17 protein-coding genes are annotated in these 17,566 nt (G+C 72.1%); 11 read left to right on the top strand and 6 right to left on the bottom strand.

Annotated features, from left to right (window positions below; translation table 11 throughout):
* Window positions 1–75: 75 nt before the first annotated feature.
* Genes ABD912_RS05080 through ABD912_RS05045 form a run of 8 tightly spaced genes read left to right on the top strand, consistent with a single transcriptional unit; the run spans window position 76 to window position 7,495 of the window.
* Entirely contained in the window at window positions 76–612 is a 537-nt protein-coding gene (locus ABD912_RS05080; RefSeq protein WP_345148947.1) for a MarR family winged helix-turn-helix transcriptional regulator, read from the top strand.
* Window positions 609–1,748, top strand: a complete 1,140-nt coding sequence (locus tag ABD912_RS05075; protein WP_345148946.1) for a polyprenyl synthetase family protein — start codon at window positions 609–611, stop codon at window positions 1,746–1,748. Before ABD912_RS05080 ends, ABD912_RS05075 begins: the two co-directional genes overlap by 4 nt.
* A gap of 5 nt (window positions 1,749–1,753) precedes the next feature.
* Window positions 1,754–2,647, top strand: a complete 894-nt coding sequence (locus ABD912_RS05070; RefSeq protein ID WP_345148944.1) for a phytoene/squalene synthase family protein — start codon at window positions 1,754–1,756, stop codon at window positions 2,645–2,647.
* Window positions 2,644–4,452: a phytoene desaturase family protein gene (gene crtI / locus ABD912_RS05065; protein ID WP_345148942.1), complete on the top strand. Its 1,809-nt coding sequence runs from the start codon at window positions 2,644–2,646 to the stop codon at window positions 4,450–4,452. The genes ABD912_RS05070 and crtI overlap by 4 nt, the downstream gene beginning before the upstream one ends.
* Entirely contained in the window at window positions 4,449–4,823 is a 375-nt protein-coding gene (locus ABD912_RS05060) for a lycopene cyclase domain-containing protein (protein ID WP_345148940.1), read from the top strand. The genes crtI and ABD912_RS05060 overlap by 4 nt, the downstream gene beginning before the upstream one ends.
* Entirely contained in the window at window positions 4,820–5,146 is a 327-nt protein-coding gene (locus ABD912_RS05055) for a lycopene cyclase domain-containing protein (protein WP_345148939.1), read from the top strand. The genes ABD912_RS05060 and ABD912_RS05055 overlap by 4 nt, the downstream gene beginning before the upstream one ends.
* Window positions 5,147–5,149: 3 nt before the next feature.
* Window positions 5,150–6,049: a prenyltransferase gene (locus tag ABD912_RS05050; RefSeq protein WP_345148938.1), complete on the top strand. Its 900-nt coding sequence runs from the start codon at window positions 5,150–5,152 to the stop codon at window positions 6,047–6,049.
* Between the two features lie 48 nt (window positions 6,050–6,097).
* Window positions 6,098–7,495, top strand: a complete 1,398-nt coding sequence (locus ABD912_RS05045; RefSeq protein ID WP_345148937.1) for a cryptochrome/photolyase family protein — start codon at window positions 6,098–6,100, stop codon at window positions 7,493–7,495.
* Window positions 7,496–7,578: 83 nt separating this feature from the next.
* Here the strand turns inward: ABD912_RS05045 and ABD912_RS05040 are convergent, their stop codons facing one another.
* The 4 genes from ABD912_RS05040 to ABD912_RS05025 form a co-directional block, all read right to left on the bottom strand.
* Window positions 7,579–8,547 carry an NUDIX hydrolase gene (locus ABD912_RS05040; RefSeq protein WP_345148936.1) on the bottom strand — a complete coding sequence of 323 codons (969 nt, stop codon included), beginning with the start codon at window positions 8,545–8,547 and terminating at the stop codon, window positions 7,579–7,581.
* The gene (locus ABD912_RS05035) at window positions 8,547–10,757 is read right to left on the bottom strand and encodes an RNA degradosome polyphosphate kinase (protein ID WP_345148935.1); all 2,211 of its coding nucleotides are present in this window, start codon (window positions 10,755–10,757) and stop codon (window positions 8,547–8,549) included. Before ABD912_RS05035 ends, ABD912_RS05040 begins: the two co-directional genes overlap by 1 nt.
* Before the next feature lie 71 nt (window positions 10,758–10,828).
* Window positions 10,829–11,812, bottom strand: coding sequence for a mycothiol synthase (gene mshD, locus ABD912_RS05030; RefSeq protein ID WP_345148934.1), 984 nt, complete (start codon window positions 11,810–11,812; stop codon window positions 10,829–10,831).
* A gap of 67 nt (window positions 11,813–11,879) precedes the next feature.
* A complete protein-coding gene (locus ABD912_RS05025; protein WP_345148933.1) occupies window positions 11,880–12,590 on the bottom strand; it encodes a winged helix-turn-helix transcriptional regulator in 711 nt (236 codons plus the stop codon).
* Between the two features lie 169 nt (window positions 12,591–12,759).
* Between ABD912_RS05025 and ABD912_RS05020 the strand changes: the two genes are divergently transcribed.
* The 3 genes from ABD912_RS05020 (at window position 12,760) to ygfZ (ending at window position 15,452) form a co-directional block, all read left to right on the top strand.
* The gene (locus ABD912_RS05020) at window positions 12,760–13,518 is read left to right on the top strand and encodes a hypothetical protein (RefSeq protein ID WP_345148932.1); all 759 of its coding nucleotides are present in this window, start codon (window positions 12,760–12,762) and stop codon (window positions 13,516–13,518) included.
* Between the two features lie 248 nt (window positions 13,519–13,766).
* Complete coding sequence (locus ABD912_RS05015; protein ID WP_345148930.1) at window positions 13,767–14,366, top strand: nitrobindin family protein; 600 nt, start codon at window positions 13,767–13,769, stop codon at window positions 14,364–14,366.
* Window positions 14,367–14,381: 15 nt separating this feature from the next.
* The gene (ygfZ, locus tag ABD912_RS05010) at window positions 14,382–15,452 is read left to right on the top strand and encodes a CAF17-like 4Fe-4S cluster assembly/insertion protein YgfZ (RefSeq protein WP_345148929.1); all 1,071 of its coding nucleotides are present in this window, start codon (window positions 14,382–14,384) and stop codon (window positions 15,450–15,452) included.
* 161 nt (window positions 15,453–15,613) lie between these two features.
* Here the strand turns inward: ygfZ and ABD912_RS05005 are convergent, their stop codons facing one another.
* Window positions 15,614–16,354 (bottom strand): GNAT family N-acetyltransferase, encoded by a 741-nt coding sequence (locus ABD912_RS05005; RefSeq protein ID WP_345148928.1) that lies wholly within the window; start codon window positions 16,352–16,354, stop codon window positions 15,614–15,616.
* 118 nt (window positions 16,355–16,472) lie between these two features.
* Window positions 16,473–17,501 (bottom strand): ATP-dependent 6-phosphofructokinase, encoded by a 1,029-nt coding sequence (locus tag ABD912_RS05000; RefSeq protein ID WP_345148927.1) that lies wholly within the window; start codon window positions 17,499–17,501, stop codon window positions 16,473–16,475.
* Window positions 17,502–17,566: the final 65 nt, after the last annotated feature.

The following is a 17,566-nucleotide window of genomic DNA, read 5'->3' as shown; positions in this document are numbered from 1 at the left end:
ACTCGACAAACCAAATTTCCTAGATCAGTATGTTTCTAGATTTTCTAACTATCAAGGTTGCCGACGGGGGGTGCGATGGAAAACGGGCAGGGCGGCAGGCGGCAGATGCACCAGGCGTCCGTGCTGCTGCGCAGGATCCTGGTCCTCAACGAGGTGATGGAATACCAGATGCGCCGGGACATGAAGATCAACGAGACCGACTTCCAGGCCATGCAACACCTGCTCAAGCACGGCTCCATGACCCCGGGAGCCTTGGCGTCCGCGCTGCACCTGACCTCGGCGGCAACCACCACCGTCGTCGACCGGCTGGTGCGTTCGGGCCACGCACAGCGGGCCCCGCACCCCTCGGACCGCCGCCGATGGCTGGTCGAACCCACCCCCGAATCCGCCCGCCAGGCGATGGCGCGGCTCATGCCGATGGTCATCGAGGCGGACGACCTGGTGAAGGCCATGGACGGGCAAGGACAGGAATACGTCGTCTCCTACCTGGTGGGCGTGGTGGCCGCGGTGGAACGCCGGATCGGAGAGATGGACGCCGCGCACGCCAGCACGAAGAATGGCCCGATGGGCTCCCCATCCGGCATTCCCCACGAAGGAGGCGAGGAACCATGACACCGGCGTCACCGCACACGGCCACCGAAGGCTCGCCCGCCTCCGCACTTCGCTCAACGCATCCCGCCGCGCCGGCGGCCGGACTCGACCCGGCGTCGGGCTGGGAGGCCTTCCGCCCCGCCGTCGAGCGGGAAGTACGCGACTTCTTCGGCTCCTCCCGCCGCCGTGCCGAAGCCCTCGCGCCCTCCTTCGGCCGGCTCTGGGAGGTCCTCGAGGAGTCCGTCGCGGGCGGGAAGTGGATGCGCCCGCGCCTGGTGCACCTGGCCTATACCGCCTTCGCGGGCACGGACCCGGCCGCCTGTGCCCGGCTGGGCGCGGCCTTCGAGGTGCTGCACGCGGCCCTGGTGGTGCACGACGACGTGATCGACCGCGACTTCGTCCGCCGCGGCCGCCCCACCGTGGGCGCCATCTACCGGGACCAGGCCGCCGCCCTCGGGCGGGCCCCGGCCGAGGCCGAACACGCCGGCCACTCGGCCGCGATCATCGCCGGTGACCTGCTGCTGGCCGGTTCGCTCCGGCTGTCCGCCGCCGCAGGGGGCCAGCATCCCGCGGCAGGTGCCGTGGCCGACGTCGTGCACGAAGCCGTCTTCGCCTCCGCCGCCGGAGAGCTGGAGGACCTCCTGTTCTCGCTCGCCCCCGACGCCGCAGAGCTCCAGGACGTCCTGGACATGGAGCGCCTCAAGACCGCCGCCTACTCCTTCGAGGCCCCGTTGAAGGCCGGCGCGCTGCTGGCCGGGGCCACCGCCGCGCAGGCCGCCGCGCTCGCCGAGGTGGGACGCCGCATCGGGGTGGCCTACCAGGTGGTCGACGACGTGCTGGGGACCTTCGGCACACCGGAGACGACCGGGAAGTCCGTCGAATCCGACCTGCGCGAAGGCAAACGCACGGTGCTTACCGCCTACGCCGCGGGGCAGGCGGACTTCGAATCGGCCCTGGCCGCGTTCCGCCGCGGCGAGGCGGGAGTGGACCGCGTGCGCCAGGCGCTGCGGCGGGGCGGGGCGGAGGCCCACGCGCTGGATGTGGCCGACGGGCTGGTCTCCACCGCCCTGGAGCTGACCGCGGCGCTGGAACTGGACCCGCCCCTGCGCGCCGAACTGACCCGCATCTGCAACCACATCCTGACCAGGGAGAGGTAGGGCCGATGGATTCGCTGACCCGCTACACGCAGACCGCTACCCGCAGCGCAGCGGTGGTGATTTCCCGCTACTCGACATCCTTCGGGCTCGCCTGCCGGCTGCTCCCGCCCGGGGCCCGGCGCGACGTCGAAAACATCTACGCCCTGGTCAGGGTCGCCGACGAGGCCGTCGACGGGGCCGCCGCGGCCGCCGGGCTGGACCCCGCCGCCGTGGGGGAGCAGCTGGACCGGCTGGAGCAGGAGACGGCCGCCGCCCTGCGCACCGGCTACAGCACCAACCTGGTTGTCCACGCGTTCGCCGGCAGCGCCCGCAGCGCCGGGATCGGCATGGACCTGGTGGAACCCTTCTTCGCCTCGATGCGCGCGGACCTGACCGTGGCCGAGCACTCCGCCGAAAGCCTCGGCGAGTACATCTACGGCTCCGCCGAGGTGGTGGGACTGATGTGCCTGCGCGTCTTCCAGACGCTGCCCGGCGCCGCACAGGGGCGCGACGCCGAGCTGGCCGCGGCGGCCCGAAGCCTCGGCGCGGCCTTCCAGAAGGTCAACTTCCTGCGCGATCTCGCCGCCGATACCCGCGAGCTGGGCCGCACCTACTTCAGCGACGCCGGCCCCGCGGACTTCGACGAGGCGCGCAAGCACGGGCTCGTCGCCGACATCCGGGCCGACCTGGCCGCGGCGGCGCCCGGGATCGGGCTGCTCGCCCCCGGGGCGCGCCGCGCCGTTGGCCTGGCCCACGGCCTGTTCTCCGCCCTCGCGGACCGGATCGAACAGGTCCCGGCAGCCGAGCTGCTGACCTCCCGCGTCCGGGTCGGCGGCCCCGGGAAGGCACGCGTCGCCCTGCGCGTGCTGGCCCGCCCCGAATCCGTCGCCCGGGCCGGCCTCCAGGGAGCCGCACGATGACGGCGGCGCGGGAACCAGCCCGCGGCGCCGCGCCTCGGAACCGACTGAACAGCGCCCGCCCAAACAGGATTCGGCCAAACCGTGCCCGCCCGAACCGGCCCGGGCGCCCGGCCGCGGACGGGCCCGTCGTCGTCATCGGCGGCGGCATCTCGGGGCTGGCCACCGCCGCCCTGCTCGCCCGCGACGGACGCCGGGTGACCCTGCTGGAGCAGCAGGACACCCTGGGCGGGCGCGCCGGACGCTGGGCGAAGGACGGCTTCGCCTTCGACATCGGTCCCTCCTGGTACCTCATGCCGGAGGTCATCGACCACTGGTTCAGGCTCATGGGCACCAGCGCGGCCGCGGAACTGGACCTGGTCCGGCTCGAGCCCGGATACCGGGTGTGGTTCTCCGGCGACGGCCCGCCGGCCGACGTCCCCTCCGATCCGGAGCGCGTGGCGGCCCTCTTCGAGGACTGGGACACCGGTTCCGGCGCGCGGCTGCGCCGCTACCTGGACTCCGCGCGCCAAGCCTACGGGCTGGCGCGGCGGCACTTCCTCTACGACGACTTCGACAGCCTGCGCGGCCTGCTCCACCCCGACGTGCTCCGCACGGCGCCGCGGCTGCTGGGGATGCTGGGGACCTCCCTGGACCGCTTCGTCGCCAAGCGCTTCCGCGACCGGCGCCAGCGCCAGATCCTCGGCTATCCCGCGGTGTTCCTGGGCACCACCCCGTTCAAGGCGCCCTCCCTGTACCACCTGATGAGCCACCTGGACCTGGAGGACGGGGTGCTCTACCCGCGCGGCGGCTTCGCCGCGCTCGTGGACGCGATGGCCCGCCTGGCCCGGGAGCACGGCGTGGACATCCGCACCGGGGCCACGGCCCGGCGGATCCTCACGGGCCCGGCCGGCGGGATCGGGCCCGGCGGGATCGGGCCCGACGGCGAACGGCGCGGAGGTGAACAGTGCGGAGGTGAACAGTGCGGGGCCGAAGAGTGCGAGGCCGTGCTCTGGACGGACGCCGACGGCACCGAGCACCGCACCGCCGCACGCGTCGTCGTCGGCGCCGCGGACCTGCACCATGTCGAGACCCGGCTGCTGGGGGAACCGCAACGCAGCCACCCCGAGGCCGCCTGGGCCCGGCGCGACCCCGGCCCCAGCGCGGTGCTGGTCTGCCTGGGCATCAACGGCCCGCTGCCGGAGCTGGCCCACCACAACCTGCTGTTCACCCCGGACTGGCGGGACAACTTCGGGCGCATCGACGCGGGCCGGGACCTTGCGGCGGAGACCTCGATCTACGCCTGCAAGCCCTCCGCCACGGACCCGGGGGTCGCACCGGCCGGTGACGAAAACCTCTTCATCCTGGTCCCGTCCCCGGCGGTGCCGGAATGGGGCCACGGCGGGCACGACGGCGGCGGATCGCCGAAGGTGGAACAGGTCGCCGACGCCGCGATCGCCCAGCTGGCGCGCTGGGCCGGCATTCCCGAACTGGCCGGGCGCATCGCGGTCCGGCGCACCTTCGGTCCGGCGGACTTCCGCGACAGCCTCAACGCCTGGAACGGCAGCGCATTGGGCGCCGCCCACACGCTGCGCCAGAGCGCCTTCCTGCGCCCGGGCATCCGCAGCCGCCGGGTGGAAGGACTCTTCTACGCGGGCGCCTCGGTCCGTCCGGGCATCGGCGTGCCGATGTGCCTGATCAGCGCGGAGCTGGTGCTCAAGGCCGTCCGGGGGGACCGGGTGCCCGGACCTGTGGGGGAACCGCCCGTGGGGGAGGCCCCCGCGGCGCAACCGCCGGGGGCACGTGCCGGCGCGGGCGGTGCGGCGTGACCTACCTGCTGGTCCTTCTGGCCCTGCTCGGCTGCATGGCCCTGCTGGATGCCCGCTGGAAGCTGTTTTTCTGGGCCCGGCCCTGGGCCGCCGCGGCGGTCATGGCCGCCGGGATGGCCTACTTCCTGGCCTGGGATGTCCGGGCCATCGCGGAGGGCATCTTCCTGCATCGGGACTCCCCGCTGATGACCGGAATCATGCTGGCCCCGCAACTGCCCCTGGAGGAGGCCTTTTTCCTGGCGTTTCTCTGCTACCAGGCCATGATCCTCTTCACCGGGACACTGGCCCTCCTGCGCCGCCGCTCCGTACCGGGGCCGGCACCCGCGCCCGCCCGCACCACGGAACCCGCCGGAACGGAGGATTCCGCATGAGCTACCTGGAACTGAACGCCGTGTTCCTCGGGATCGCGGCCGCCGCGGTGCTGGCGGTGCCGGTGGTCCTACGCCCCGACCGGCGCTCCCTCCGGCACGCGGGTGCCGCCATGGCGGCCACGCTGGCCGTGCTGCTGGTGCTGACCGCGGTGTTCGACAACGCCATGATCGCCGCAGGGCTCTTCGACTACTCCGGCCACGCCCTGGCCGGCGCCCGGGTGGGCCTGGCCCCCTTGGAGGACTTCGCCTACCCGCTGGGGGCGGCCCTGCTGCTGCCCGCGCTTTGGATGCTTCTGACCGTTCGAGGAAAGGGCAGGGACTAGACCATGCCGAACACCCTGCTGCCCGCCGGGAAGCGGCCCGCGGGCCTGGCCCGGGCGCTGCTGGCCACGTCCCGGCCCGTGTCCTGGGTGAACACCGCCTACCCGTTCGCGGCGGCCTACCTGCTCGGCTCCGGGCGGATCGACTGGCTGTTCGTGGTCGGCACCCTGTTCTTCCTCTTCCCGTACAACCTGGCGATGTACGGGATCAACGACGTCTTCGACCACGAATCCGACCTGCGCAACCCGCGCAAGGGAGGAGCGGAGGGGGCGCTGCTGGACCGCTCCCGCCACCGTGCCATCCTGGTTTCCTGCGCGGTGGCGACCGTTCCGTTCATCGTGGCCCTGGTGGCCGGCGGTACGTTGGGGGCGACCCTGGTGCTGGCCGTTTCGCTCTTCGCGGTCTACGCGTACAGCGCCCCCGGCCTGCGCTTCAAGGAACGCCCGTTCCTGGACTCGGCCACCTCCAGCACGCACTTCGTCTCGCCCGCCGTCTATGGCGCCGTGCTCGCCGGGACGGTGTTCACCCCGGGACTGTGGGCCCTGCTGGCCGCGTTCTTCCTGTGGGGCATGGCCAGCCACGCCTTCGGGGCGGTGCAGGACGTGCTTCCGGATCGGGAAGCGGGCCTGGGATCGGTCGCCACGGTGCTCGGCGCCCGGCGGACGGCGTGGCTGTCCGCGGGCGCCTACCTGGCCGCCGGGGCGCTGATGCTGGCCACGGACCGGCCGGGCCCGCTGGCCGCGCTGCTGGCCCTGCCGTACGTGGCCAACGTGGCCCCCTTCCTGCGCATCGACGACGCCGGATCCCCGGCCGCCAACGCCGGCTGGCGGCGCTTCCTGTGGCTGAACTACCTCACCGGGTTCCTCGTCACCCTGCTGCTGATCTGGTACGCCCTGATCCGCTGAAGTGTCCGCCGCCGAGCCCGGCAACGCCCCGCCCGAAAGGCCCAACCCATGAAACCCTCCCTGGTGTGGTTCCGCGACGACCTGCGCGTGCGGGACAACCCCGCCCTGCTCGCCGCGGTGGCCGACGGCGCCGCCGTCGGACTGTTCGTCCTGGACGAGGCCTCGCCCGGGGTCCGCCCGCTGGGCGGGGCCGCAAAATGGTGGCTGCACCACGGCCTGGAGGACCTGCGCGGGGCGCTGGCCGGTCTCGGCATCCCGCTGCTGCTGCGCCGCGGGCCCGCGGCCGAAGTCGTGGCCGAGGTGTGGGGCGCGCTCGACGCGCAAGCCGTGTACTGGAACCGCCGCTACGGCGGGCCGGAGCGGGAGGTGGACGCCGCGGTGGAGCGCCGCGCGGCGGCGGAGGGGATCCACGCCGAAAGTTTCGCCGCGAACCTGCTCCACGAACCCGGCACCGTGCGCACCGGCCAGGGCGGGCCCTACCGCGTGTTCACCCCGTTCTGGAAGGCGGCCTCGGCCCGGCCGGTGCGCTCGGCCTGGGGCGCGCCCGACGCCGGCCGCGGCGCCGTGCTGCCCCCTGCCCTGTCCGCGGCCGCCGCGGAGGGCGCGGAGGCGTGGGGCTTGCTGCCGGAGAAGCCCGACTGGGCCGGCGGACTGCGCGAGGCGTGGGAACCGGGCGCGGCCGCGGGGGAGCGGCTGCTGGAGGACTTCGCCTCCGGTCCGCTCCGCGACTACGCCGAGGACCGGGACCGCCCGGACATGGACGGCACCAGCCGGCTGTCCCCCTACCTGCGCTGGGGACACCTGTCCCCGTTCCAGGTCCGCGACCGGCTGCTGTCGGCCGACGGCGGGCCGGGCTCCTCGGTCTTCGCCACCCAGCTGGGATGGCGCGAATTCTGCTGGCATCAGCTGCACGAGCACCCGCACCTGGCCACCGCCAACCTGCGCCCCGAATTCGACGCGTTCCCCTGGGCCTGGCCGCAGGACGGCAGCGACGAGGCGGCTCTGGCCGACGGCTGGAGGCACGGGCGCACAGGCATCGAGCTGGTGGATGCGGGCCAGCGGGAACTGTGGGCCACCGGGTGGATGCACAACCGGGTGCGCATGGTGTCGGCCAGCTTCCTGGTCAAGAACCTGGGCATCCACTGGAGGGTAGGGGAAGCCTGGTTCTGGGACACCCTGGTGGACGCGGACGCGGCGCTGAACCCGGCCAACTGGCAGTGGGTTGCCGGCTGCGGAGCCGACGCCGCGCCCTTCTTCCGCATCTTCAACCCGGACACGCAGGCCAAGAAGTTCGACCCCGAGCGCCGGTACGTCCGCCGCTGGGTCCCCGAGGCCGGCACCCCCGCCTACCCGAAGCCGGTCGTGGACCTGGGCGCGTCCCGCCGCCGGGCGCTGGAGGACCTGGCTTCGCTGCGCGCCGACCGCACCCCGAATCCTGACGCGTAAGTGCGGGTGCTCCCCGAATCCTGACGCGTAGGTGCGGGTGTTGGCGGGAATTGTGGGGCCAAGGGGCCGCCGCGGTCCGGGTCCTAGTCCTCGAACGGCTCGTACAGCTCCACGGAGACGAGCTTGCGCTGCTTAGCCACCGGCTGGTGCACCACGATGATCCCGCCCGGTCGCAGGTAGGGGTCCTCCGTGGGCAGGATCGCGGCCAGGCGGGAGGGCAGCCGGTCGCGCAGCTCGGCCAGCACGGAGGGCAGCACGGGACGGTGCGTGCACACCGCCTGCGAGCGCCGCTTGGCCAGCAGGGCGACGATGGCCTTGCGCGCCTTCTCCGGGTTGCGCTTGACGGCGTGTTCGGTGAGCTCGCCGACGGTCTTGACCCCGAGGGTGTTGCGGCTGGCGTAGGGGGAGACCGTTTGCATGCACCGGGTCCACGGGCTGCTGGCCACCTTCTTGGGAGCCCAGGCGGCGAGCAGGTCGGCAACGGCCAGGGCCTGCCGCTGGCCGGTGGCGGCCAACGGCCGCTTGCCCTCGGCCAGGGTCCAGCTGGAGCGCGGCTTGGCCTTGGCGTGGCGCACGACGACGAACGCCTGCGTCTGGAGCAGGCCCGCCTCGTGCGCCTGGACCAGGGCATCGAGCGGGACGACGTCCGAGGCGTTGGTAAGCATCGGGCGGGCCTCGTCCGGGGTCACCCAGCGGACATCGTGGGTTTCGACGCCGTCCGGCACGGGGGTGCCGCCGTTGGCGTGGGCGGCCCAGTAGTAGACCACCTTCGGCCCGGAGCCGACGGGGTAGGTGATCGCCGGCAGCGGGATGCCCAGGCAGACGCGCAGCCCGATCTCCTCGTAGGCCTCGCGCACCGCGCACTCGGGGACGGTTTCGCCGTCGTCGAGCTTGCCCTTGGGCCAGGACCAGTCGTCGTAGCGCTCGCGGTGGATGAGCAGCACCTGCAGCTGCCTGCCCTTCACCCGCCACGGCACGACGCCGGCCGCGATCACGGAAAAACTGCCTCCGGCGACGTCCGGGCCGTCGGAGGAACGCACAAGCAAGGCCATCAGCGCCGGGCCACCCCGCGCTGGCGGCTGCGCGAATCGAGCAGCCAGCTCTGGATGTCGGTCAGCGGACGTCCGTCCTCGTCCTTGTGGTGGCGGTTCCAGACGCCCGTGTTGTCCAGGTGCCAGCTGGCGGTGCGCGGATCGAGGTAGCGGTCCAGCAGCGACACCAGTTCGGCGACGTCCTCGCGGTTGGAGAGCCGCACCAAGGCCTCGACGCGGCGGTCGAGGTTGCGGTGCATCATGTCCGCCGAGCCGATGTAGACGATGGGCTGCCCGGCGTTGCCGAAGGCGAACACGCGGGAGTGTTCCAGGAAGCGGCCCAATACCGAGCGCACGCGGATGTTCTCGCTCAGCCCCGGCACTCCCGGGCGCAGAGCGCAGATGCCGCGCACGATCACGTCCACCTGCACCCCGGCCTGCGAGGCGCGGTAGAGGGCGTCGATGATGGCTTCGTCCACCATGGAGTTGACCTTGATGACCACCCGCGCGGCCAGGCCGGCCTTGCGGTGGGCGATCTCCTGCTCGATGTGGTCGATCAGGCCCGAACGCAGCGAGCGCGGCGCCACGAGCAGCCGCTTGAAGGTGGACCGCGGGGCGTAGCCGGAGAGCTGGTTGAAAAGCCGGGACAGGTCCTCGCCCACTTGGTCGTCGCAGGTCAGCAGGCCCAGGTCCTCGTAGTAGCGGGCCGTGCGCGGGTGGTAGTTGCCGGTGCCGATGTGGCAGTAGCGGCGCAGCCGGTCGCCTTCGCGGCGGACCACCAGGGAGAGCTTGCTGTGCGTTTTCAGCCCGACGATGCCGTAGACCACGTGCACTCCCGCCTGTTCCAGCTTGCGGGCCCAGCTGATGTTGGCCTGCTCGTCGAAGCGGGCCTTGATCTCCACCAGGGCCAGCACCTGCTTGCCGGCCTCCGCGGCGTCGATGAGCGCGTCCACGATCGGGGAGTCCCCGGAGGTGCGGTACAGCGTCTGCTTGATGGCCTGCACCTTGGGATCCGCGGCGGCCTGCTCGAGGAACGCCTGGACCGAGGTGGAGAAGGAGTCGTAAGGATGGTGCAGCAGGATGTCGCGCCGGCGCATCGCGGCAAAGACGTTGGCCGCCTTGGAGGTCTCCGACTCGTTCAGGAAGCGGCTGGTGTGGGCCAGGTGCCGCGGGTAGTGCAGGTCGGCGCGCTCGATGCCGGAGATGACGTTCAGCCCGCGCAGGTCCAGCGGGGCCGGGAGGGTGAACACCTCCTCCTCCTCGACGCCGAGCTCGCGCACCAGCAGCGAGCGCACGGCCGGGTTGATGTCGGTGGCCACCTCGAGCCGGACGGGCGGGCCGAAGCGGCGGCGCAGCAGTTCCTTCTCCAGCGCCTGCAGGAGGTTCTCGGCGTCGTCCTCCTCGACCTCCAGGTCCTCGTTGCGGGTGACGCGGAACGAGTGGTGCTCCACGACCTCCATGCCGGGGAAGAGGTTCTCGAGGTGCACCGCGATGACGTCCTCGAGCGGGATGAACCGTGCGGCCCGGCCCGGCGTGTGCCCGGCACGGGGGCCGTCCACCGAGATCAGGCGCGGCAGCTGGTCCGGAACCTTCAGGCGGGCGAACAGTTCCTTGCCGCTGACGGGGTTGCGCACCACCACGGCCAGGTTCAGGGACAGCCCGGAGATGTAGGGGAACGGGTGGGCCGGATCCACCGCCAGCGGGGTGAGGATGGGGAACACCTGGTCGGTGAACCAGCGGTTCAGGCCCTGCCGGGCGTCGTCGTCGAGCTCGCTCCACCGGGTGATGGCGATTCCCTCGGCCGCCAGGGCCGGGCGCACCTGCTCGGAGAAGACCCGCGCATGCCGGCGCTGGAGCTGGTGGGCGGTCTCCAGGATGTGGTCCAGCTGGTCCAGCGGGCTGACTCCGGAAGCGGAGGGAACGGCCAGGCCTGTGGCGATGCGCCGCTTCAGGCCGGCCACGCGCACCATAAAGAACTCGTCCAGGTTGGACGCGAAGATGGACAGGAAGCCCACCCGCTCCAGCAGGAACAGGTCGGAGTCTTCCGCCAGTTCCAGCACGCGCGAATTGAAATCCAGCCAGCTGATCTCGCGGTCCAGGAAGCGGTCCAGGGTGAAGTCGCCCTCGGGACCGAGCGTCGGCTCGAAGTCGGGGAGTTCGATGCGGTCCTGCGTGGCGCGGGAGGCGGGGACATCGCTGTCGCCGAAGGTCTGCGCGGCCAGGGAGTCCATGGCTGGGTTCCTTCCGATGGGGTGGTGCGGCGTTGCCTGCGCGGCGAACCGCAGCGCAAGACGCTCGGGAATCACTCTACCTGCGCGCCGCCGGCCTCGACCGTCCCGCCGACGTGCGCGTACATGGTGTCGACGTCCCACCGGGTGAAGCCCAGGCTCTTGTACAGGCGCACGGCGGGTTCGTTGTCCGCGTCCACGTAGAGCATCACGGCGTGGATCCCCTGGCCGAGCAGGTGCCGGATCCCGGCCAGGGTCAGGGCACGCCCCAGCCCGCCGCCCTGCGCGCCCGGGACGACGCCGACCACGTACACCTCGCCGAGGGCCCCGTGGCCGGCCGCCGGCGGGTGGACCTTGGTCCAGTGGAAGCCGGCGATCCGGTCCTGCGCATCCACCGCCAGCAGGAACCCGGCCGGATCGAACCAGTCCTCGGCCATCCGGGCCTCCAGGTCGGCCCGGCCCAACGACCCCTGCTCCGGATGGTGCGCGAAGGCCGCGCGGTTGGCCTCCAGCCAGGCGTCCTCGTCGCGGCCGGGCACGAAGGCGCGCAGCGTGAGACCCTCCGGCAGGGCGGGCTCGGGCAGGTCGACCGGGTGCACCAGGCGCATCCTCCACAGTTCGCGCGCCGGCGCGAAGCCGTAGCGCTCCGCCAGCCGGGCGGCGCCGTCGTGCCCGCCATGGGCCCACGCCTGCAGCCCGGCCAAATCCGTGGAGCCGCGCAGCGCCTCCATCAGGCCGCCGCCGATCCCGTCGTTGCGCGCGTCGGGGTGCACCACCAGTTCGAGCACGCCCGGTTCACCGGACCGCGGCAGCACCGCCACGGCGACGCCGACCAGCGCCCCCTCGCCGTTCCCCTCCGCAAGGCGCGCATAGGCACCCAGCAGCGAGCCGGCGTCGTCGGTGGTGCGCAGCCGCACCAGCGTCTGCTCGCTCAGCGGCGGGTTGCCGTCGGATTCCTCCGCGGCGGCGGCCAAGGCGCGGACCTGCCGCAGCAGCTCAGCGTCCGGGACGCCCGGAAGCAGGGTGATGGTCCAGTCGGTGCTCGTGGCTGCGCTCATGGGACCAAAGATAGCCGGTGGCACCGGGTGTCGGGGCCCCGTGCGCGGGCGTTTCCGGACCCCGGCTTCAGGCGCCGACGTTTTGCGCGGTGTCCTCGTCGTCGAGCGTCCGGGCCAGGGTGAAGCGGTAGCCGACGTTGCGCACGGTGCCGATGAGCTGCTCGTGGTCGGCGCCGAGCTTGGCGCGCAGGCGCCGCACGTGGACGTCCACGGTGCGGGTGCCGCCGTAGTAGTCGTAGCCCCAGACCTCGTGCAGCAGCTGGTCCCGGGTGAACACGCGCCCCGGGTGCTGCGCCAGGTACTTGAGGAGCTCGAACTCCTTGTAGGTCAGGTTCAGCGGTTCGCCGTGCACCTTCGCGGTGTAGCTGGCCTCGTCGATGACGACGCCGGCGGCCCGGATCTCCGAGGTGTCCGCTTCCGTCTCGGCGCGGGAGCGGGCGGTGGCCAGGCGCAGCCGCGCCTCCACCTCGGCCGGGCCGGCGGTGTCCAGCAGGACGTCGTCCGCCTGCCACAGGGCCGAGACGGCCGCCATGCCGCCCTCGGTGAGCACCAGCAGGATCGGCGCGTCCAGGCCCGTCGTGCGCAGCAGCTGGCACAGCGACCGGGATCCGGAGAGGTCCCGGCGCGCGTCGACCATAACGACGTCGGTGTCCCCTGCGTCCAGGAGGGCCGAGGCCTCGGCCGGAAGGATGTGGACGGAGTGGGCGAGGAGCTCAAGGGCAGGCAGAATCTCCACGGATGACCCTGACGCGTTGGTCAGAAGCAGGATGCTGGCCATTATCGAGACCTCCTCAATAGCCGGGTGGACCAAACGCGCCATTGGGTTCGGGAATCAGCCCCAGTATAGATTGGCGGGCCCCGGACCGGTTGTCCTGCGCGTCACGGACCGGAAACACGGGCAACATGTGCGGCGCGGCCACCGCGCGCCGATAGGGCAGGATGGAGGGGTGAGGACCAAAACCGTTGCAGGCTCCGCCCTGGCCGCCGTCGCCCTGATCGTCGCGGCCAGCTACGCCGGGCCGGGAGCCGCCGGAACCATCGCGGTCTGGGTGGCCGTGTCCGTCCTGTCGCTGCTGTTCGCGGTCGGCTGGCCCCGGCTTTTCGGACTGCCCGCCGCCGCTCCGATCGCGGCCGTGCTCGGGGCCGCCGGCCTGGCCGCCGCCGCCGGCGCAGCCCTGGCGCCCATGCCGCAGCCCCTGTTCTGGATGGCTCCCGCGGCCGCCATCGGACTGATCCTCGCCTTCCTGGTCCAGCTGCTGCGCGGCACGGGAGAGAAGCTGCGGCTCGAATCCATGCTCTCCTCCGCCACGGGCGCCCTGGTGGTGGCCTCCGGGTCAGGGTGGATCGCCATCGACCGGATCGGCACCAACGCGGCGGACTCCTCCCTCATGGTCGCCGCCGGGGCTTCCATGGCCGCCGCCATCCTGGTGTGCACCATCCGCTGGCCGGACCGCATCGTCGGCCCGCTGGCCTTCGTCGTCGCGATCCTCGTAGCGGGCCTGGCCGCGCTGGCCTTCGGCGACGCCCCGCTGCTGCCCGCGCTCGCCGTCGGAGCCGTGACCGGCGCCGTCATCGGCGGGGTGCGTGCGCTCGTGGTCTCCTCCGGCGGCCCGCGCGGCACCCTGGCGGCGATCGCCACCGGGCTGTGCGCGGTCCTGGGCTCCGGAACCCTGGCCTACTTCCTCGAACGCCTGCTCCTGGGTTAGCTGTGATGGGGCTGCTCGTGCGGCGGGCGCCGCGCCGGTGTTACGCGCCTGCCCGCGCCGGTGCGCGGCAGCACTCCCGGCGTCCGGCTAATATGGGTCCCATGGACCACAATTACGTTGCGCTCGAAATCTTCTTCATCAGCCTCCTGGCGGTCGCCAGCCTCGGCATGGCCGGGTTCGCCGCCCTCGTCGTCGCCCGTCTTTTCAAGGGCCAGAAGTAACCAGTACCGCAGCGGCAGGACACCACCATGGCCATTGAGATCCCGACCGACCTGACACCGGAACTCGTTCCGCTGTCCTGGTTGCTGGGCACGTGGGAAGGCGCCGGACGGCTCGGTGCCGGCGAAGGCGACGACGCCCACTTCTCCCAGCGCGTGGTGTTCTCCCAAAACGGCCTGCCCTACCTCGATTACCGGGCCGAAAGCTGGCTCGTGGACGAGGACGGGACCCGGTTGCGTCCGCTGGCTGTTGAAACCGGCTTCTGGGCGCTGGACCGGCCCCGCGTGGACGCGGACGGGGGCCCGGGCATGGTTCCGGCCGACATCGTGCCGGCACTGCGTTCGGCCGACGAGGTCGAGGAACTGCGGAACGACTTCGGCGGGTTCGACATCCAGGTGAACATCGTCCACCCGGGCGGGATCAGCGAGCTCTACTACGGCAGGATCAAGGGCCCGCAGATCGAACTCGCCACCGACCTGGTCATGCGCGGCACCAACTCCAAGGAGTACGCGTCGGCCACCCGCATCTACGGGCTCGTCAACGGCGACCTCTACTGGCGCTGGGACGTGGCCGCCGGCGGCAGCGGACTGGCCGCCCACGCCTCGGCCGCCCTGAAAAAGATCGCCTGACCCTAGGGAAATCCAATGCCCCTTCCTTCCCCGCTCCTTGGGCGCTCCGGCGCCGTTGAAGGCTCCGGAGCCGACGCCGGCGTCGCCGCCCACTATGGCGACCCGCTGCCCGAACAGCGCCGGCTGGAATCGGGCCAGGCCGTGGCCGACCTGTCCCATCGCGGCGTCGTCACCGTCACCGGGCCGGACCGGCTCTCCTGGCTGAACTCGCTCTCCACCCAGCTCCTGCTGGGGCTGGCCCCGGGGGAGTCCACGGAGGCCCTCTTCCTGAACGTGCAGGGGCGCATCGAGCACGACTGCCGGGTCGTCGACGACGGAACCACCACGTGGCTGCTCGTGGAGGCGGCAGAGGCCGCGCCGCTGGCCGCCTGGCTGGACTCGATGCGGTTCATGCTCCGGGTCGAGGTGGCCGATGCCAGCGCCGACTGGGCCGTCGTGGGAGCCGCCGCGGAAATCCCGCAACTGGCGGGACGCACCGTGTGGCGCGACCCGTGGCCGGGTGTGCTCCCGGGCGGCTACTCCTATTCCGGAGCGGAGCATCCGGCCGCCGGACGCGTCTGGCTCGAATACCTGGTTCCCGCCGCGGACCTGGAGGCCGCCGTGGAGGGCCTGCCGCTGGCCGGGACCATGGCCGTGGAGGCCCTGCGCATCGCCGCCTGGCGCCCCCGGCTGGGCCTTGAAACCGACGACAAGACCATTCCCCACGAACTGGACCTGATGCGCACCGCCGTGCACCTGACCAAGGGCTGCTACAAGGGCCAGGAAACCGTGGCCCGGGTGCACAACCTCGGCCATCCGCCACGCCGCCTGGTCTTCCTGCACCTGGACGGCAGCCTGCACACCCTGCCGGCCGCCGGCAGCGACGTCGTGCTGGGGGAGAAGACGGTCGGACGAATCACCTCCGCGGCCCTGCACCACGAGGCCGGGCCGATCGCCCTGGCGATCATCAAGCGCAACGTCGATCCCGCCGCCGCCCTGGTGGTCGTGGACGGGGAGGAGCGCTACGCGGCCGCCCAGGAGGCGATCGTCGCGCCCGACGCCGGCCAGGTTGTCGGCCGCCAGCAGGGCTTCCTGCGCCACCGGTAGCGCGCGGGGCAGGCCCTTTCGTGTCGACTTCGTCGCCACGCAGGGACCCGGCTGCCCCGCGCTTGCGGGAACGACGGCCCTTTCATGTCGACTTCGTCGCCACGCAGGGACCCGGCTGCCCCGCGCTTGCGGGGAACGACGGCCCTGCGCTGGGTCGCTACTCAGAAGCGGGTGTCCCCGATGCTGGCCGCGGTCAGCGAACCGGCCAGCACGAACCCCAGGGTCTGCGCTGTCAGGTGCGCCGCCCGGTTACTCACCCCGGCACGCCACTGCGGAATGAGGCCCTGCGTGAGCGCGTCGTCGATCGCGACCGCGGTGATGTAGGAGGCCAGGCCGTGCCGGCGCAGCGCGGGCGCGGTGAGCGCCGAAAGGTCGGCCACCATTCCCTCCCAGATGTCGTATCCGGCCCCGGCCAGCGGCTTGTGACCCTCTTCGGCGAGCAGCGTGAAGGGGTGTTCGCGCGCGGAGAGCCGCACCTCCGCCACGTCGTCGCGCGGGCACGCCGCTTCCAGCTCCCGCGCGTGGGCGACGTCGAAGGAGACCACCGTGGATTCGGATTCGGCCACGTCCAGCGGCTCGTCCAGATAATACAGCGCGGTTTCGCCCAGCCCGCGGGCGTCCCTGCCCCCGCCGTGCTCGCGCACCAGCCGCACCAGCGTCGACTCCAGGCCCAGTTCGTCGTCGTCGTACCGTTCGGCCGCGTCCAGCGCCCATCCCGGCCCGTGGAGCGCGGAGCCGCGCAGCAGGCGCAGGAACCGCACGCTGTCGGTGGTGTCGTCCCTGGCCAGGACCCGCGGCGCCGTCTCGCCCATGGCTGCGTAGTGCAGTTCCGTGTCGGGCAGGCCGAACCGGCGTGCCCAGGCGAGCGCGATGATGGCGCGGGTTCCCGTCTCCAAGTCCATAAAACCTAAGACTAGCGGCCGAGGGCCCCGCCCCGAGCGAAGCGAGGGAAGAGAGCAGCCAGGGGTCCCCGCGCGCGAAGCGTGTGGGGCAGGCCGTGAACGGGGAGGACGGTAGTCGCTAGCCGAAGAGGACGGCGGCTTCGTCGAACCGGTGCTGCGGCACGCGCTTGAGGTTGTTTATGGCGGCGATGAACGGCACGCGGTGGATGTCGGTGCCGCGTAGCGCCACCATGGTTCCCCACGCCTTGTCGGTGACCGAATCCACGGCGGCCATCCCCAGCCGGGTGGCCAGCACCCGGTCGAACGCGGTGGGCACTCCGCCGCGCTGGATGTAGCCGAGCACTGTGGCGCGGGTTTCAAGGCCGGTGGCCTCTTCGATCAGCGGGGCCAGCCGCTCGCCCACGCCGCCCAGCCGGGGCCGGCCGGCGGCATCGCGGCCGCGGTCGGCATAGGGCTCGAAGGAACCCTCCGGGACGAAGCCCTCGGCGACGACAACCAGCGGGGCGCGGCCGCGGTCGTGCGCCTCGCGGACCCAGTGGGTGATCTGCTCCATGCTCACGCGCTGTTCGGGGATGAGGATGGCGTGGGCGCCCGCGGCCATGCCGGCGTGCAGCGCGATCCACCCGACATGGCGTCCCATGACCTCGGCGACCATGCAGCGGTGGTGGGATTCGCCGGTGGTGCGCAGCCGGTCGATGGCCTCGGTGGCGATCTGCACGGCGGTGTCGAACCCGAAGGTGTAGTCGGTCGCGTCGAGGTCGTTGTCGATGGTCTTGGGGACCCCCACGATCGGGAGCCCCGCATCGGTCAGCTCCTTGGCCCCCGCCAACGTGCCCTCGCCGCCGATCGCGATCACGGCGTCGATCCCCAGCCGATCCAGCGTGGCCCGGATGTTGTCCGGGCCGCCTTGCTCGCCGTCGTACGGGTTGGTGCGGGAGGTTCCCAGGATGGTGCCGCCCTGCTTGGAGATGCCGCGCACCGAGGCGCGCGGCAGGTCGATGATGTCGCCCTCCACCACTCCGCGCCAGCCGTCGAGGAACCCGACGAATTCATGATCATGGGTCTTGATGCCTTTAAGCACCGCTCCGCGGATCACCGCGTTCAGGCCGGGACAGTCGCCGCCGCTGGTCATGATTCCAATACGCATCGCAGGCTCAGCTTTCGTCAGTGGTCTGTGCCCGCCGGAATCCAGGCCAGCGCGGGCAGGTGCCG

This window comes from Arthrobacter ginkgonis, assembly GCF_039540195.1.
Lineage (GTDB): Bacteria > Actinomycetota > Actinomycetes > Actinomycetales > Micrococcaceae > Zafaria > Zafaria ginkgonis.
The sequence above is the reverse complement of the archived record's forward strand: the minus strand, read 5'-3'. Positions and strand labels throughout refer to the sequence as shown.

Bases quoted from the DNA above. Each gene is read 5' to 3' on its own strand.
- ABD912_RS05080 (WP_345148947.1), top strand. From the start codon at position 76: ATGGAAAACGGGCAGGGCGGCAGGCGGCAGATGCACCAGGCGTCCGTG.
- ABD912_RS05075 (WP_345148946.1), top strand. From the start codon at position 609: ATGACACCGGCGTCACCGCACACGGCCACCGAAGGCTCGCCCGCCTCC.
- ABD912_RS05070 (WP_345148944.1), top strand. From the start codon at position 1,754: ATGGATTCGCTGACCCGCTACACGCAGACCGCTACCCGCAGCGCAGCG.
- crtI (WP_345148942.1), top strand. From the start codon at position 2,644: ATGACGGCGGCGCGGGAACCAGCCCGCGGCGCCGCGCCTCGGAACCGA.
- ABD912_RS05055 (WP_345148939.1), top strand. From the start codon at position 4,820: ATGAGCTACCTGGAACTGAACGCCGTGTTCCTCGGGATCGCGGCCGCC.
- ABD912_RS05050 (WP_345148938.1), top strand. From the start codon at position 5,150: ATGCCGAACACCCTGCTGCCCGCCGGGAAGCGGCCCGCGGGCCTGGCC.
- ABD912_RS05045 (WP_345148937.1), top strand. From the start codon at position 6,098: ATGAAACCCTCCCTGGTGTGGTTCCGCGACGACCTGCGCGTGCGGGAC.
- ABD912_RS05040 (WP_345148936.1), bottom strand. From the start codon at position 8,547: ATGGCCTTGCTTGTGCGTTCCTCCGACGGCCCGGACGTCGCCGGAGGC.
- ABD912_RS05035 (WP_345148935.1), bottom strand. From the start codon at position 10,757: ATGGACTCCCTGGCCGCGCAGACCTTCGGCGACAGCGATGTCCCCGCC.
- mshD (WP_345148934.1), bottom strand. From the start codon at position 11,812: ATGAGCGCAGCCACGAGCACCGACTGGACCATCACCCTGCTTCCGGGC.
- ABD912_RS05025 (WP_345148933.1), bottom strand. From the start codon at position 12,590: ATGGCCAGCATCCTGCTTCTGACCAACGCGTCAGGGTCATCCGTGGAG.
- ABD912_RS05015 (WP_345148930.1), top strand. From the start codon at position 13,767: ATGGCCATTGAGATCCCGACCGACCTGACACCGGAACTCGTTCCGCTG.
- ygfZ (WP_345148929.1), top strand. From the start codon at position 14,382: ATGCCCCTTCCTTCCCCGCTCCTTGGGCGCTCCGGCGCCGTTGAAGGC.
- ABD912_RS05005 (WP_345148928.1), bottom strand. From the start codon at position 16,354: ATGGACTTGGAGACGGGAACCCGCGCCATCATCGCGCTCGCCTGGGCA.
- ABD912_RS05000 (WP_345148927.1), bottom strand. From the start codon at position 17,501: ATGCGTATTGGAATCATGACCAGCGGCGGCGACTGTCCCGGCCTGAAC.